This window comes from Serratia liquefaciens (genome assembly GCF_027594825.1).
Taxonomy (GTDB): domain Bacteria; phylum Pseudomonadota; class Gammaproteobacteria; order Enterobacterales; family Enterobacteriaceae; genus Serratia; species Serratia liquefaciens_A.
In genome coordinates this window covers 314,051-330,664 of sequence record NZ_CP088930.1, presented here as the reverse complement: position 1 = coordinate 330,664, position 16,614 = coordinate 314,051, and the positions used below count along the sequence as shown (strand labels likewise).

The window sequence follows — 16,614 nt, the reverse complement described above, 5'->3', positions numbered from 1 at the left end:
CATGAATAAACCGTCATCAAAAAAGGTAAGTCTGGCCTACCAGAATACCTACGGTCAGTTGGTGAGCTTCTTTCGCAAACGGCTGGATAATGCCCACGACGCGACAGACCTTTCGCAAGATGTCTTTGCCTTATGGCTAAAACGTGCGAAACAGACGCCGGTTGAGCATACCCGCGCCTTTCTGTTCAAAATCGCTCATCGGGTTTTGATTGATTATTGGCGCAGCGCCGGCAAGCGGCGTCTTTTGTTGGCGGAAGATCAGGAAGAAGAGATTTATCGACAGGATGTCGCGCCCTTTGAAACCGATCCTCACCAAAGGCTCGAACATCAGCAGCGCTTGAACCATTTGGAGGCCGCAATCAACAGTCTGCCGCCGCGGCGACGTCAGGCTTTTGTACTGCACCGTTTCGATGGCCTGTCGCAAGTGGAGGTCGCGGAAAGAATGGGCATTTCCGTCAGCATGGTGGAAAAGCATATTGCCGGCGCCTTAGTGCACTGCAAGCGTTATCTTGCCGGGCAGGAGAGTGTGCAACATGATGAATGACAATCAATTGCTGAAAAGCGAGATTGATGAACAGGCCGCGTGGTGGTTTAGTCGCAGCCAGGCGCGCCGTTTAACCCGTGACGAGCAGCGGCAGCTGGCCGACTGGCGAGCTGCTTCTTCGTTGCATGAGGCGGCCTTTCAGGAAATCCAGCAAATTTGGGGCGATTGCCTGCAAATAGCGCGACCTGCCGATAGGGTTCGTCGCCAAACTACCGGCTGGCTACGGCCACTGCGCCGTTGCGGCACTGGGCTGTTTTTTGCCCTGGCGCTGCTGTTGCCGACCAGCCAGCTACCGCTGTTGCTGACCAACAACCTTAGCGTGCAGACCGCCGACAGCCCCCGGGATGTGGTGCTGACGGACGGCAGCCGGGTTTACCTGAACCGCCAAACAAAAATACGCGTGCAGTATGGTCAACAGCAGCGACAGCTTTGGCTGGAACAAGGTGAAGTCTATCTCAGCGTTGCAGCGAACAAGGCAAAACCCTTTACGCTGTATGCGGGGGAAAGCCAGGTGCGAGTGGTGGGTACCGAATTTGACGTGCGCTTTGATGGCGCCAGCGTAGCCGTCGCGGTGCGCAAAGGGATTGTTGCCATGATGGGGCGGCCTCACACAACCCCGGTATTGTTACACGCCGGCGATCTGGCTCGTCAGGAACCGACCGCTGGGGAGCTGCAGCGTGGGCGCAGATCGTTGGAAGAAATAGGCGACTGGCGTCAGGGCCAATTGCTGTTCCGCAACCGTCCATTGGGCGATCTGGCAGCAGAGCTTAACCGCTACCGGGCCGGCCACATCAGTTTGGCCAGCCCGGATCTTGCCGAAATGCCGGTGTCAGGCACCTTGGATTTGGCCGATCCTGATGCTTTCCTGACGGCACTGCCGCTGTTGTTGAACGTGAGCGTGGTGCGTGATGCAAATGGCAATGCATTGATAATAAAGGCCAAATAAAAAAGTTAAAAAATATTTCATTTTTTAGGTGAGGATAATTCTCATTATCACGTCTTCCCAGGTGCTGTGCCGATGGGTACGGCACTTTCATTTTCTAGGGAAGAACACTCAACATGACGCAAAAAAACAATAAACGCTCTGGGATGCCGGCACTGACCGCAATAGCGCTGGCGATGCTGCTGTCCAGCCCACTGGCTGGTGCCGCAGCACTGCAACTTGATATGGCTGAACAACCTCTGGCTAATGCCATTGCGCAGATCGCGCGACAGGGGCAACTGCAGGTGTTGTTCAATGAGGCAGACTTGCAGCACTTGCGTGCTCCGGCGCTCAACGGCAGCTACAGTCCGCAGACCGCCTTGCAGCAGCTCCTGGTCGGCAGCGGCCTGACGTTGGTCGACAGCGGCAATGGCTATGTGATCCGTCCGCCGGCCGCACTGGGCAATACCAAGGGCATGGTGTTGCCAACTACGTCGGTGATGGGAGAGGCCGGCGGGCGCAGCGCGGACAATGTGATGTCGGCGCCGCAGGTCATCACTTCCGAAGAGATCCGTCAACGCTCAACCGGTAACGGCAACGTCACCGAACTGTTGAAATCCAACCCGGCGGTGCAGTTTTCCAATGCCGGGAATACCGGCCTGACGCAGGGTGAAATCAAACCTGAGGCGATATCCATTCATGGTTCGTCGAGCTATCAGAATGCTTATAAGTTAGACGGCGTCAGTTTCAACAACGACGTTGACCCTGCCAGTGACGGTAACGGCGAAACCATCACCCGTATCGACAGCAGCGAGCAGGGCATGTATATCGATAGCCGCCTGATCGACAGCGTAACGGTGTTCGATAATAACATCCCGGTTGAATACGGCGGCTTCACCGGCGGCACTTTGGACGTCACCAGCCGCCGCTGGCGCGGTGAAAACAGTGCGCATGCGTATTTTCGTGAAACGCGTTCCTCGTGGAACAAAGTGTTCACCGATCCTGATATGGATTTTGACAGCGCCAAAAACGACACCAGTCGCCCTGGGCGCTATCAACCCAAATACACCAAACAGAACTTTGGCGGCTGGTTTGAGGCAGGGATTGCCGATAACCTCGGCATCGTGGTTTCCGCCTCGCACCGTATCTCCGATTTGCCTACCTACACCACCGGTGGCAGCGGCCTGCAGTTAGGGCCGGACAATGCCCTGGAAATTGTGTCTACCGAGCCGGGTTACCGTAATCAAAAGCGTGTTTCCGACAACTATTTCGCCAAGCTGTCATGGGATGCCAATGAGCGTACCACCGCGCACCTTTCCGCTAATTACTCGGCTTACACCAGCAAGCTGTTTTCCAGTAGCGTGCTCAATTCAGGCTATGACAATGACCACAATGGCCTGAGCACCACGTTGCAACTGGAGCACCGTTTTGACATTGCGAGTCTGGATCTCACCGCCAATTACCAACAGTTAAAAGATCAGCGAACCAACGATCTGAAGGATTATTACACGCTGGAGGATTACTCTGACTGGCGCAACCCGCAGTACTACAACAATGGCGGTCAGGGGGATTTGACGACGCGGCAAAACAGCGGTGCGGTGAAAGGCGTGCTGAGGTTTACCCCTTTCCAGGCCCTGGGGCTGCGTCATTCGCCGAACATGGGGTTTGAAGTCAACAAAACCAGCGCCCGTTACCTGCGCGATCGGGATTACTACCGTTACAAGTTCAGCGGCACCCCGGAAGATCTGGAGTACATGAACAATGCCAGTTACGTCACTCGCTTCCGGGCAGGCAATTATCAGGCAGGTTATACCAACTATGCATTGTTCCTTGACGACAGCATGCAATACGGGCGTCTTACCGTACGGCCGGGCGTTCGCCTGGACCGAGACGATTTCGTCGAAAAAACCAACCTGGCCCCGCGACTGACCAGCAGTTTCGATGTATTCGGTACCGGATCAACCGTTCTGATTGCCGGCGCCAACCGCTACTACGGTCGTTCAATGCTGACCTACGCGTTGTATGAGGCGCAGAATGCCGGCATGGAACACTGTTACTATTTCTGCTCTTTGGATCCGGCGGAAAACGACTGGGATGGCGTGAAAGATTTTGAAGGCGTCGACAGCCTGTCCACTCCCTATAACGATGAACTCAGCTTTGCCGTTGAACAACAGGTGATGCAAAGCCTGTGGCGCTTGCAATACGTGCACCGCGAAGGGCATGACGAAGTTCGCAGCCGCACCAAATATGCCGACAGCGCCAACGCCATGAAATCGCGGATCCGTAGTTTCGATAACGGCGGTCGCAGTAGCCACGACACCTTGTCGTTGGCGGTCAGCAACAGCAAACCCTGGGAGCTGGGTGCGGTAACGCATGCGTTGTCGGGATCCATAAGCTGGCAGCAGAGCAAAAGCAACACGCCAAAAGACCAGGGATATGCGTTTTTCGATCCCAACACCAAGCTGGATTCCGACAAGGTGTGGTATGACGGCCGGGTGATAAACGCCGCTGACCTGCCTGCCACCGACTTCAATTCGCCGTGGCGCTTTAACCTGGAGCTGACCAGCGACTGGCAGGAATACAACCTGACGTTTTATAACCGCTTACAGTGGCGCAGCGCACGCAATCAGGCCGTTCGTTACGGGAATGAATATTACCTCGATCCCGACAGCGGCAAGCAAATGCTCAAATACGACAAAACCCACTTCGCCAGCAATTTCCGCTGGGATACCAAAGTCACGTGGCAGCCGGCCTTTGCCTATGGCGTCGGCATTTCGGTTGAGGTCAATAACCTGCTCAACAAACGCAACGTTGCCGACACCTTTGTTTATGGCGATCGGGTCTTGCACTCCTACGAGCCGGGGCGTCAGTTCTGGCTTCAGCTGAATTACGATCTCTGATCCCTTTTGATGAACTTGACCCCGGGCAATAAGGCCCGGCGGTCAGGCATGGGAATTTCTCAACCTGGGTTAGCGGTTCACTAATGAAAACTTTGAAGCAATTTTGTTATCTTGCCGCCCCTTTCTGGGGGCGGCGTGCGGCGCTGTGGTCATGGCTGCTGCTTTTGGTGGTGTTGGCAATGAGCCTGTCATCGGTCTGGTTCAACGTGCGTCTCAACCAGTGGAACGGCGAGTTCTATAATGCGCTGCAGCAGCTCAACAGCCAGTCGCTGTATCGTTTGCTGCAGGACTTCTTGCTGATTATCACCGCATTGATCCTGGTGGTGGTCTTTGCTGACTACCTCAAACAACGCTTGATCATGCGATGGCGTATCGGTATGACCCAGCATGTTCTGGCGCGCTGGCTGTCGGCGGACGGTCGCCACTACGATCTGAAAATCAATGCGCTGGTGCCAGATAACCCGGACCAACGCATCGCGGAAGACGTGCGGTTGCTGATTGAGTCCAGCCTGCGATTGCTGATCACCTTTCTGCATTCGATGCTGACCCTGATTTCATTCGCCACCATTCTCTGGCAACTGTCCGGCAGCCTTAATTTTGAGCTGATGCAACGCAGTTGGCGTCTGCCTGGCTACATGTTCTGGGTCTGTATTGTCTACACCTTGCTGGCTATTGGATTGACGCATTGGATTGGCTATCCACTGCGCCGGCTCAATATGGAAAAACAGCGGCGCGAGGCGGACTATCGCAGTGGGCTGATTGCCCGCCGCGAGGCCAGCGACGCGATAGCCGGTCAAAGAGGCGAGCGGCATGAACAAGCGGCGCTGCTTTCCCGTTTCGCCGCCGTGGCGGAAAACTGGTACCAACTGATCCGTTACGAAAAAAACCTTTCATTCTTCACCGTCGGTTATCAGCAATTGAGTGCGCTGGCGCCGATCTTCTTTGCATTGCCCAAGTTTCTCGCCGGCGAATTGCTGCTGGGCGGGCTGATGCAGATCCGTCAATCCTTTGCGCAAGTGGCTGGAGCCTTGGGGTGGTTTATTTTCTCTTATCGGGAAATTGCCGCCTGGCAGGCTACCGTGACCCGTCTTTACAACTTTGTCGTACTGCTGGATGCCCCGGCCAATGATCCGACGGACAATGCGGCGGATCTGGCCACGCCGTTGCAAGCGACGCTGGACGTCAAGACGGCGGAGGGGAGCACGCTGTTGGAGAACGTCGCCATTACCGCCACAGCCGGTAGTTTGTCGTTGATTCAGGGCCGTTCCGGCATAGGAAAGTCTACGTTGTTGCGAACGCTGAGCGGACATTGGTCGCACTTTCAAGGACAGATCCACCGTAGCGACAGGGTGTGCTGGATCCCTCAGCGTCTCTATCTGCCGGTTGAACGGCTGGATGACCTGCTGGCGTACCCGCTGTCCCGCGGCAATTTCAGCGAGGCACGCTATCGCCAGGTATTGACGCAGGTTGGGCTGCCTCAGTTGGTTGCGCAACTGGCGCTATCGACCGACTGGCAGCAGCGCTTATCCGGAGGAGAACAGCAACGCGTGATGTTCGCCAGGCTGCTGCTTAACCGTCCTGCATTGGTCTTATTGGACGAAACCACCTCCGCGTTGGACAAATCCAGCGCCCGTCATCTTCTACTGTTGCTGAAACAACAACTTCCGCAAAGCGCGGTGTTATTGGTCAGCCACCAGGCTTTCCTGGCCGATATCGCCGAGCGCTGCTATGCGCTTGATGAGGCCTCGGTGAATAATCACGGAGTTACACCACCATGTTGAACCGGCTCGTCATGATCCCTCTGTTGGTCCTGCTGCTGGGCTGTGCGCCATCCCAAAAAGGCGCCGGCCCTCAACCCCTGCCGTTGCGGGCTGATTTACACCACTTCAAGCTGGATAACGGCATTCAGGTCTATCTGTTGCCGCGATCGCAACCCGGTGCCGAATTACGGCTGATCGTGAACAGCGGTTCGCTGCAGGAAACCGAACGGCAGCGCGGACTGGCTCATTTTGTCGAGCATATGGCCTTTAAGGGGACTCGCCATTTCCCCGGTGCCAGCAGTTTTAAATCGCTGGAAAAGCAGGGTATTACTCTGGGCAGTCACGTGAACGCGGCCACCAGTCTCAACGCCACCACCTACAAGCTTTCGTTGCCGAAGGCCGACGAAAAGCAAGTGCAGCTGGGTCTGCGCATTTTGGCGGACTGGGCGGGGGGGATCAGTTTCGAGCCGGATGCTTTCCAAAAGGAACGCCAGGTGATTGTTGAAGAGTGGCGTTTGCGCCAAGGGGTGGGGTCTCGTATCAACCAGTCGCTGCAAGATTTGCGCTATCAGGGTAGCCGCTATGCGGAGCGTGATCCTATTGGCCTGCTGGACGTCGTAGAGCAAGCGCCCGTTGCCGATGCGATGGGCTATTATCAACAATGGTACCAGCCACAGCGTATGGCGTTGGTGGTGGTCGGCGCATTCGACCCCGGCAGGGTGCGTCAACAGGTGAGCAGCCTGTTTGCGATGCCGAAACCGGCCCATCCCGCGCAAGACAATCCCGATTGGAAAAGGTTTGCGCCACAGTCTGGATTATTGACCACCACAATACTGGACCCTGAGCAGGGAACACGGATTATCCAGTTGAGCATTCAGCGCGATCTGCCGCAGGCATTGAATACCGACAATGGTCAATGGCGCGATTTGCTGGATACCTTATGGCTCAACATACTTAACCGGCGACTCTCGCTGCTGGTCGATAACGAAATGCTCCCGATGGCCAGCATCAATCAACAGGGCGCGCTATTGGATAACCAACGCATTCAGCATTTGCTGATCGCCCGTCCTAAAGACGACGACTATGCTGGAGCGCTACGCTTGCTGTTCGTCGAGTTGCAACGCCTGGCCAGCGCAGAGGTCAGCAAGCAAGAACTGGACGCTGCGCGCCAACAGGTCTTAACCAAATTACGCCAACAGGCTGCGGCAGAAGGGCGCTATCAGCATGATTATCTGGCGGATAATCTGACGACCGCCATCGAGTTTGATCTGCCGATGCTTAACAAACAGCAGCAGTTGGCGATGACGCAGGCCTGGCTCGATGCCATCACGGTGAAACATATTCAGGCGCAGGTGGCTGAATTGCTGACGGTGGGATCACCGCGCCTGGCGCTTATCGGCCCCGACAGCGATAAAAACAAGCTGGACACGCGGCAATTGGCGGCGCTCTGGGAAAGCATTCGCCATTCTCAGCCCGGCCCCTTCACGTTAACGGCAAAGCCTGTGACATTGTCACTGAGTTCGCCAGCGTCGGGCAAAATCATCGCCCGGCAGAAGCTGCCGGTGGCCGGAAGTGAGCAATGGACCCTGAGTAACGGATTGCGGGTGATCGTCAAAGCGGACAATAGCCTGAAAGACGACATTCAACTGTCATTGCGTATTCCAGGAGGACGCTCGTTAGAAGCGGCCAACGGTGTCGGTGAAGTCAACTGGGCCATGCGTTTGCCAGAAGCCAGTGGCTACGGCCCGTACAGTGCCCGTCAGTTGGCCAGGCTGAACAAGCAGAACGACATTAGCCTCACGCCCTATGATGAAATGCTTTATCACGGGCTGCGGGGTTCGGCACCGCCGGAACAGTTGGAAACGTTGTTACAGCTGTTATATCTGAAAATCACCGCGCCGCAGTTTGACGCCAACAAACTGGAACAGCAAAAACAGGCCTTTGCCCTCAGTCTGGCAAAACAGCCGGTCGAACGGCAGTTTCTGGACCATCTGACCCGGGCAGCCTACCAAAATGGCGATCGGTTATTGATGACGCCAGAGGGCGCGTGGCGCGATTTCAGCGTCGAAAGTTTGTCCCGGCGACATCAGCAACTGTTTGCTGCGACTCAGGACATGACGTTAACCCTCAGCGGGGCGATAGACCTGCGGCGCTTGCAAACATGGGTGGAACGTTGGCCGGGCGCATTGCCTGCGTCAACGCAGCGTTCCCAGTGGCGGGATCTTGGCATTGTGCCAACACACCGTAGCCTCAACGCCGATTATCCGCTGGCCAGCAGCCCTAAAACCATGGTCAGCATGCAATTCTCGGCCGACGCGGTATGGTCGCAATCGAACCAGCTCGGTTTACAACTGCTGGATAAAATTGTCAGCCTGCGCCTACGTTATGCCCTGCGAGAACAGGCCAGTGGGGTTTATACGTTGGGGTTCTCACAGTTGCTGGCCAAGTTACCGCAACCTTATTATCTGGCACGTCTCAATTTTACCGTTGCGCCACAACGCGCCAAAGAGCTGAGCGACATAGCCCTGAAAGTTTTGCATCAGACCGCGCGCGAAGGCGTCAGCCAGCAAGAGTTGATTAAGGCGAAGAAGGCCTGGCGGATCGAACAACAGGCCAGCCAAAACAGCGCCAGCTATTGGACAGACACCTTGGCGCAGGTGGCGGCTGATGACGGAAACTTTGCGTCGTTGGCTCAGGAAGACACTTTGCTGGATGCCGTAACCGTTGAACAACTCAACGGACTGGCGGCGCAGTGGATAGGCAAAAATCCAAAAGTCTTTACGTTAAGTCCGGCAAAAAATGCGCAGTAACGTCAGGCAACGCTAAAATTCGGCGGGAACCCCAAGTCGGCATCCCGCCGGTTTTATGCCGCGTTATCGGATGAAGGGCGATTAGCCCGATTTTCCCGCACCAGCCGCCAGCCAAAATTCATGCCCGCCGCCGCAAGCAAGATGGCGGCGGCGCCCGACAGTTGCATCAGGCTAAGGCGGTGTCCGAATACCGCCCAGTCGACGATAATCGCCACCAACGGATAGATGAAAGACAACGCGCCTACCAGGGCGGTGGGGATTTTCTGGATTGCGCTGTACAGCAGCGAAGACATCAGCCCGGTGTGCACCAGACCCAGGGTCGCCAGCAGCAACCAGCCGTTGGCCGTTGACGGCAGTTGGGCCCAGCCGGCGAACGGCGCCAGCAGCACGACGCCCAGGGTGAGCTGGATCAGCACGATCAGGTGCGGTGGTACCTCTTTCAAACGCTTGACGATCGCCGCCGCTACCGCATACATAAAGGCTGCGCCCAGCGCCAATAACACGCCAGTGAAGTAATCGGCACTGGCATCGCCGCCATCTTGTTTACCGCTAATGATCAGCAGCATGCCGACGAAGGCCAGTACCAGCCAGCCAAACTTGGATGCCGTCATTTTTTCGCCGAAAAACAGCACCCCGAGCCCAACCAACATAAAGGGCTGGACGTGGTAGGTGACGGTCGCCACCGCAATAGAGGCATGGGTGTAAGCGCCAAACAACATTACCCAGTTCAGCACCAGGGCGATGCCGCCCAGCACCGCAATGGCAGCCTGACGTCGGGTCAGCATGCCTTTTTTAAGCAGGCCAAGCAGGGCGCAGGCGATCAGCATCGCTAGCGCGCCAAACGCGCAGCGCCAGAAAACCACCGTGGCGGGCGGCTGCCCCAGCAGCACCACCGGCCAGCCCACGGTACCGGAAATGACCATGGCGAGGGTCATCTGCAACACGCCACCGGTTTTTATCTTCATTTGCTTTCTCCCTGATAGCGCGCTGCGCTTGCCGCCGTAGGCGGTTATCATTAAAATGAACAACTGAACATTATGATGAACACCTGATGGGTGTTCGTCAAGTCGAACGAATGAACGATATGGTGAACAATGAGCGACTTTGTCAGCAATAACGCTACGCCAATCGGCCTGCTTTCGGCCGCCATTCGCCGTGAACGCGAGCGATTGGGCCTCTCAGTGACCGAATTGGCTCGCCGAGCCGGCATTGCAAAATCGACGCTTTCGCAGTTGGAAACCGGCAGCGGCAACCCCAGCCTGGAAACTTTGTGGGCGTTGGCGATGGCGCTGGATGTGCCGGTCAGCCGGTTGATTTCTCAGCCACGCCAACACGTTCAGGTGATCCGCGCCCATGAAGGGGTAACCACGGTTTCCGAACAGGCCAACTACGCCGCCACCTTGTTGGCGACCTGTCCGCCAGGGGCACAGCGCGATATTTACCGTCTACAGGTTCAACCGGGCGAAGCCCGCATTTCGCGGCCGCATATGCCGGGCACCATTGAGCATGTGATTATCAGCAGCGGCAGGGCGTTAGTCGGGCCTAAGGACCAGCCGGTAGAATTAAACGCCGGGGATTACATCAGTTATTCTGCCGACCGCGAGCATATTTTTGATGCTTTGGAGAGCGATACCACGGCTGTCATGTTGATAGAGCAGGGTTAAGTCAGGCACACCGGACTCAAACGGTATTTTATTGAAAACGATTCTCAATTGTATTAGTGTGCCGCTCTTGCGCCAGTGGTCAGTACTTTATCAATGTCACTGTTATCGTTTAAAAACTTCAAGGAACGAAGATGAAAATTGTCATCCCTTCACTCGTGTTGGCCGCTGGACTGGCGGCAACACACCCGGCAACGCTGTTGGCCGTGGAGGCCCCCGCGGTTGCCGCCAAGGATGCCGCCGTTAGCAATGATTTCAGCTTTGTGCGTTACCGCGCGGATTATCAAGTCAATGCCAATGCCAGCAACACCAAGACCGAGAGTTACGAGGTGCTGCTCAAAACCAAGGCGGCGGTGGAGAAGTTCAGCCAGATCCGCCTGAGCTACAGCGAAAAAATGGAAACGCTGAAGGTGGTTTCAGCCTATACGCTGACGGCCGATGGACAGCGCCATGATGTCGCGCCCGATCGCATTTATACCCAGGAAAGCTACTCCAGTGCCTCTGCGCCGCTGTATGCCGATCGCAAGGTAAGGGTGATCGTCTTCTCCAACCTGGCGCCGGGTTCTCGCGTGGTGTATCAGGTGTTGCGCACGCAAAATACCCCGTATTTCCCGGACTACTTCGGCCTGTGGGAGACCTTCAGCGTCTTCGACCAGTTTGATGACGCTGAGGTCAATTTGCAGGCGCCGGCCAATGTGCCGATGCATGTCTTTACCCGAGGCGTAGAGGGCGCAGATAAGCCGCAGATCCGTGACGGTCAGGCCCACTGGCGCTGGCACTACCGGCGCAGTGAACCGCTGGAAGCGCAAAACTGGTCGGCGAACAGCTGGACATTCAGCCCAACCATCATGGCCAGTACCTACCGCGAATGGCCACAGCTGGCCAAAGCCTATCAACAGAAAGCCAGTCAGGCGGCCAAAGTGACCCCGGCGATCCAGGCGTTGGCGGATAAAATTACCGACGGCATCAGCGACCGTCGTGAGCAGACGGCGGCGATTTATCGCTGGGTGGCACAGAATATTCGTTACGTTGCGGTCTATTTGGGCAACGGCGGGCTGGAGCCGAATTCGGCGCAGAGCATCCTGGATAATCACTATGGCGACTGCAAGGATCATGTGGTGATGCTAGAGGCGTTGCTGGCCGCCAAGGGCATCGTCAGTTCACCGGTGCTGATCGGCATGGATCAAGGGCCGATCTTGCCGACGGTGCCGCTGCTGGGCCGGTTTAACCACGCGATTACCTACGTGCCGGAGTTCAATCTGTATCTGGATTCTACCAGCCCGTGGGCGCGCTTCGGCCAACTGCCGGGGGCCGATCTTGGGGCACCGGTGCTGCTGACGCGCGAAGCCAAACTGGCGCGTACCCCGGATAACGACGAACAGCGTAACAATACGTCGCTCAGCGTGGACTTCTACTTCGATAAAGCGGGTAATATGCGCGGCCAAACCGAACGCAAGCTGGGGGAGGTGGATGAGATCGACCTGAGAGGCTATTTCTCGCAAATCAATCAGCAGAACCGGGCGCGAGTCGAAGAGAACATCATGGCGTCCTCAGGCATTGATGGCCGTGGGGTTATCGTGAAGCAAGGCGATGCGTTCGATCTCAAAAAGCCGTTTGCCTACAGTTACAAATTCAAAGCCGAGGATTATGTCGATTTCAGCGTAGTGGGCGGAATGGCCGTACCGACGCCGCCCGGCGGCAAGTCTTTCCGTACGCTTTACTCGACGACGTCCGCCCCGGCTAACGAAACGCCGTTCTTCTGTACCGCGCAGCAGTACGACGAGACCTATCGTCTGCACCTGCCCGCCGGCGTGCCGATTATCACCATTCCCAAAAACCAGCAGTTCAGCAACGCGGCCGGTCAATACCAGGTTGAATGGCAGCTCGAAGGGCAGCAGGTGGTGGTCAACCATCGGCTACAGCTGAATGCCGTGCGTGGTAAGGACGCACTCTGCCAGGCGCAGGATTATCCGGCCTTCCGCGCCTTGTTCCAACAGGTGCGGCGCGGCTTCCGTGGCCAGGTCGTGTACGGCGAGTTGGCGAATACCGGTGTTACGCCTGCCGTCGCCAAGCAGTAGAACCCCAAAAAAACGGGCGTACCTTTCACTGGTGCGCCCGTTTTTTTATCGCTAGCGCGTTGAAGATTACGGGGCCAGTGCATCCGCGCTGAGGGTGACGCGCAGCGTGCCGGTAAAATGGCCGGCGGCCTTGCTCAGCTTGGCGAATGGCAAGACGTCCAGCGTCAGCGGTGCCGGGGTGCAGACCACCGGGAAGGGGATGCCGGGCAGCACCACCGGACGGATCAGCGCGGTGTTGACGCCAGTGAGGGTAATCGCCTGACCGTTATTCACCTTTTGCGGCTGATTATTGTAGTTGAGGGTGACGCGGTAATCGATGCGATCGGCGGCGGCGGTGGCGCTGCTGCCGTCGCGGCTGACCGAGAATACGTCCGCCGCGCGGCCGGCGACGCTTTGCTGATCGGCCAGCGTGACCTTCAGCCAGGGGCTGTTGCTGTTGTAACCGTCGTACAGGCACATATCGATATTGGATTGGCCGGAGACTTCGCCGCCGGGGGCAGTGGAAAGGGGGTGGGTACGCAGGTTGAGGTCAACGCGCGGCGTGGCGCTGCCAAAGGCTGGTAAATAAATCGCGCCGTTGTTTTTATCGGTGACGTTGAGGGTGATATCGGCGGAGAAGGTGGCGACTTTGACATAGGGATCCCACATCATCTCGTTTAGCACCAGTTTGGCTTTCCAGACGCCGCCGGTGGGGAGCTTGGCCAGTTCGGTTTGTGGGAGATAAACAGAGAGAGTTCTGGCAGCTCTGGAGGCATTACCGTCGATACACCAATTGTAGCCGGCAGCATACATTGGGTAATAATAGCCAGCTATTGCTGCACAACTAGTTCCATAATATTTGCCTCTGTTAATATTTTTTAGCGTCAAAACTACAAAATGATGGCTACGCTGCTCTGTAAAGGTTAATGATAGTTTCCCCTCGGCGTTATGATAAACATCCCAGTCCAGCGCCTTCGATGGGCAACTGCCTGTTGACGTATCGCCGTCAGACAGACAAACCCAGGCATTCCTGCTCCACGGTATTCGGTCGACGGTATCATATCCACCAGAAGCCATATTCCAGATATAATTGTCCGCCGGCAGTGCACTTTTGTCATAGCTCAGGGTAATTATCTGGTGGTTATCCGCTGGCGGCACGCGGTCTGCCTGTGCCGGATAACTGGCTACCGTCATCAGTAGCGGCAGCAGGCCGCACACAAATATCTTTTTTACCCTTTGGTTAAGTATTGCCTTCATTCTGTTTTTGTCCTGTGGTTAGCGTTTGGCCGTTGCCAGCAGTTTCATTACCCGTGGCGTCATCAGCAGCGACTGCGGCAGTCCTTCTGCGCCAGCGGCGACGCAGCGCGTTGCGCCAACAATTTGCAAGATATCCCGCACCGCCTTGACCCGCAGCGGGCAGCGCATCAGCTGTCCGTCGCTCATCAGCCACAGCGCCGGCACCTTCTGTTTGGCCTGCAGGGTAAAGCCGCCGTCGGCCCCCAGCGCCGGCAGCGCCTGATTAAGCACCTGCGCATTGGCCAGCGGTTGGCCATTCGCCCCCAGCGCCTGGCCGATATACACCCAGGTGATATTAGCGCTGACCTCGCGCACCAGTAACCGGCCCGGCGGCAGGAAGTAACGGCCTTCGCCCGCGCCGCCGTTCACGTTGGCGACCCCACCGCCGGAGGTGCCGGCGATGTCCCGCACCGCCACGCTGGCAAGCTGATAGCCCTCCAGCGGCAGCAGGGTGCTTTGCCCAAAACCGAGCGTCAGCGGGCGGGTATTGCCGCCGTTCACCTGCGCGGCCCCGCCGTTTTCGTCCGCCGGGGCTACCCGCACCACCAGTCCGGCGGCAGGCTCACCGCCGCCGTTGCCGCCCCAGAACAGGCCGTCACTGGACAGCGCCATGGCCGAAGAGTAGCCACCGGTCAATGCGCTGCGGTTACCTCCGCCGCGACGGCGGCTGTCGCTCAAGGTGCCGCTCAGGTCACCGTAGCGTCCGTTGGTGCGGCCGCCGAGGCTGCCGCTGTAGCTTTCGTCGTTGTAGCCGGAGAAGTTCACCGCCAGTTCGCGGTAGGTCTCTTGCTGCCACATGCGGGTATGGTTGAGGTTGTAGCTGGTCTGCGCCTGGCCTCCGCCGTTGCGCCAGTCCACCCCGGCGCTGCTGTAGCTGTCGCTGCCACCGGTTTGTGCTGCGCTGTCGGTACGCGACAGAGTAAAACCGAGGTAAACGCCGTTGTCGGTGGTCTGCCCGTTGCGGTTGCGAAAGCCCCCCAGCCGGGTGCTGACGGTGGTACCGCCCCAGTTGAAGGCCCGCGACAGCCCCAGTTGCCAGGTGCGGTTGCGTTGGTCGGCGCTGCGCAGGGTTTGTGCGGGCACCAGACCGTCTGCCGAGACTGGCCGTTGGTAGCTGCGCCCGTTGTTTTGCGTGTCGCTGTAGCCCAGCGTGGCGCTCCAGCCGGCAATCGGCACCGAGAATGAGCCGTTGAGCGAGGTGTAGCAGCCCATATCGTTGTTGTGGCCGTTGTCTGTCTGGCCGCAGCCGGCACCGCCAAGGTGAAAGCGGTACAGGCTGGCGGAAAAGCCGTCGACAAAGCTCAGTTGCTGGCTGTTGCCCCGGGTGCCGTCGTTGCCGGCCAGCCCGCTGACGGCCAGGGTCAGTACGCCAAAGCTGAAGGCGTGTTGCGCGTCGAGCCGGGTTTCGTTGTAGGTGGTGCCCTGCGTTTTCGCCACGCCGCTGGTCAGTTGCAGGTTGCGCCACAGCGCCAGCTGCACCCCGGCGGCGCCGGTGCCTGAAGAGGCCGACCCTGGTGAGGCTGAACGCTCCGCTGAAGATTTCCCGCCCTGAAAAAACCATTGCCAGCGGTCGCTGAAGGCGCTGCCGCCCTTGCTGAACGGCTGGCTTTCGCTGCGTTGCAGCACCCCGTCTTCATACACCCGCAGCTCCAGCGGGTAGCTGCCGGGCGGAAAACCGTCGCTGTTCAGGGCGTGCATCCCCGGTGAAAAATACTGGCTGCCCAACAGCTGGCTGCCGCGATAAATATCGACCCGGGCATTGCGGTTGACCTGGACCATCACCGGGGTGGCATCACGGCTGAGGCTCTGGTTGACGTAGGCGTCGGTGGTCCCCAGCCGCAGACCGTCAAAGCGGGTCAGCGGCAGCAGGGTAAAACCAAAGTTGCCGCCCAGCGGGCTGGAGAGGTTGCGCTGGTCCATGCGGCCCGCCTGCAGGTAGTAGCGGTTGCCCATGTCCTGTCGCGCATAGAGATTGTCAAACCACAGGCGGCTGGCGCTGGCGTCGCGCACCCGGTTCCAGGTGTAGGCCCAGTTGCCGCCAAGAAAGCGGCGCTCGCCCAGCCCCAGTGCCCCGGTGCCGTTCAGCGCCAGATTCTGGCTGTCCTTGTCGCCGCTGTAGTTGGCGGTCTGACGGTGGATAAAGGCGTTTTTCGCCGCCGGGGTTGGGGTCAGCCAGCGCTGGTCCTGTTTCATGCTGGCCAGCCAGGTCGGTTTCATAAATAACAGCACCGCGCCCTCGCTTTCATCCAGAATGGCCGCCACGCTGTCGGTGGCGACATAGCCGCAGCCCGGCGTCGCGCTGCCGTTGCAGGCCAGGTTGCCATGGCGTGCCAGCGGTTGGCTCAGGGCCTGCAATGCCTGTTTTTGTTGTGGTTCGGATAATGCTTGCAGGCCTGCGGCCGCCAGCACGGTCTCCGGCGTTTCAAAGGTGAGGGTATCGGGCTTGACTTCGACGACAAACAGTCCGAGCGAGCGGCCCGGCAACCGCACTTCCAGCCGCTCCGTCTGCCCCAGCAGCAGTGATTCGAATCCCGGCGGTACCTGCGACGCGGCCTCAGCCTGGCAGGCCAACAGCAGGGCCAGATACAGTGGGTGGTAGCGGGTATTCATGGCGTTCAGTTCCCTTGGTCAAACCGGGGTCATCCAGACCCGGGAAAAGGGCGC

10 protein-coding genes are annotated in these 16,614 nt (G+C 57.9%); 7 read left to right on the top strand and 3 right to left on the bottom strand.

The window, feature by feature from the left end; all coding sequences use genetic code 11:
* The first annotated feature begins 1 nt into the window (after position 1).
* The 5 genes from LQ945_RS01430 to LQ945_RS01410 all read left to right on the top strand — a co-directional run bounded on the left by LQ945_RS01430 (position 2) and on the right by LQ945_RS01410 (position 8,936).
* Positions 2–544 carry an RNA polymerase sigma factor gene (locus tag LQ945_RS01430; protein WP_044551258.1) on the top strand — a complete coding sequence of 181 codons (543 nt, stop codon included), beginning with the start codon at positions 2–4 and terminating at the stop codon, positions 542–544.
* A complete protein-coding gene (locus LQ945_RS01425) occupies positions 534–1,490 on the top strand; it encodes a FecR family protein (protein WP_270102125.1) in 957 nt (318 codons plus the stop codon). Before LQ945_RS01430 ends, LQ945_RS01425 begins: the two co-directional genes overlap by 11 nt.
* A 113-nt stretch (positions 1,491–1,603) precedes the next feature.
* Positions 1,604–4,366 (top strand): TonB-dependent receptor, encoded by a 2,763-nt coding sequence (locus LQ945_RS01420; protein ID WP_270102124.1) that lies wholly within the window; start codon positions 1,604–1,606, stop codon positions 4,364–4,366.
* A gap of 83 nt (positions 4,367–4,449) precedes the next feature.
* A complete protein-coding gene (locus tag LQ945_RS01415; RefSeq protein ID WP_270102123.1) occupies positions 4,450–6,147 on the top strand; it encodes an ABC transporter ATP-binding protein/permease in 1,698 nt (565 codons plus the stop codon).
* Entirely contained in the window at positions 6,141–8,936 is a 2,796-nt protein-coding gene (locus tag LQ945_RS01410; protein ID WP_270102122.1) for a M16 family metallopeptidase, read from the top strand. The genes LQ945_RS01415 and LQ945_RS01410 overlap by 7 nt, the downstream gene beginning before the upstream one ends.
* Positions 8,937–8,989: 53 nt before the next feature.
* Here LQ945_RS01410 and LQ945_RS01405 read toward each other — a convergent pair whose 3' ends face one another.
* Positions 8,990–9,901, bottom strand: coding sequence for a DMT family transporter (locus LQ945_RS01405; protein ID WP_269935551.1), 912 nt, complete (start codon positions 9,899–9,901; stop codon positions 8,990–8,992).
* 129 nt (positions 9,902–10,030) lie between these two features.
* Here LQ945_RS01405 and LQ945_RS01400 point away from each other — a divergent pair, with 129 nt between their 5' ends.
* Both LQ945_RS01400 and LQ945_RS01395 read left to right on the top strand, forming a co-directional pair.
* Positions 10,031–10,600 (top strand): helix-turn-helix domain-containing protein, encoded by a 570-nt coding sequence (locus LQ945_RS01400; RefSeq protein ID WP_270102121.1) that lies wholly within the window; start codon positions 10,031–10,033, stop codon positions 10,598–10,600.
* Between the two features lie 131 nt (positions 10,601–10,731).
* On the top strand, positions 10,732–12,675 hold the full coding sequence (locus LQ945_RS01395; protein ID WP_270102120.1) for a DUF3857 domain-containing protein: 1,944 nt from the start codon (positions 10,732–10,734) through the stop codon (positions 12,673–12,675).
* Between the two features lie 66 nt (positions 12,676–12,741).
* Here LQ945_RS01395 and LQ945_RS01390 read toward each other — a convergent pair whose 3' ends face one another.
* On the bottom strand, positions 12,742–13,731 hold the full coding sequence (locus LQ945_RS01390; RefSeq protein WP_333482964.1) for a CfaE/CblD family pilus tip adhesin: 990 nt from the start codon (positions 13,729–13,731) through the stop codon (positions 12,742–12,744).
* A gap of 198 nt (positions 13,732–13,929) precedes the next feature.
* Positions 13,930–16,560, bottom strand: a complete 2,631-nt coding sequence (locus tag LQ945_RS01385; protein WP_270102118.1) for a TcfC E-set like domain-containing protein — start codon at positions 16,558–16,560, stop codon at positions 13,930–13,932.
* Positions 16,561–16,614: the final 54 nt, after the last annotated feature.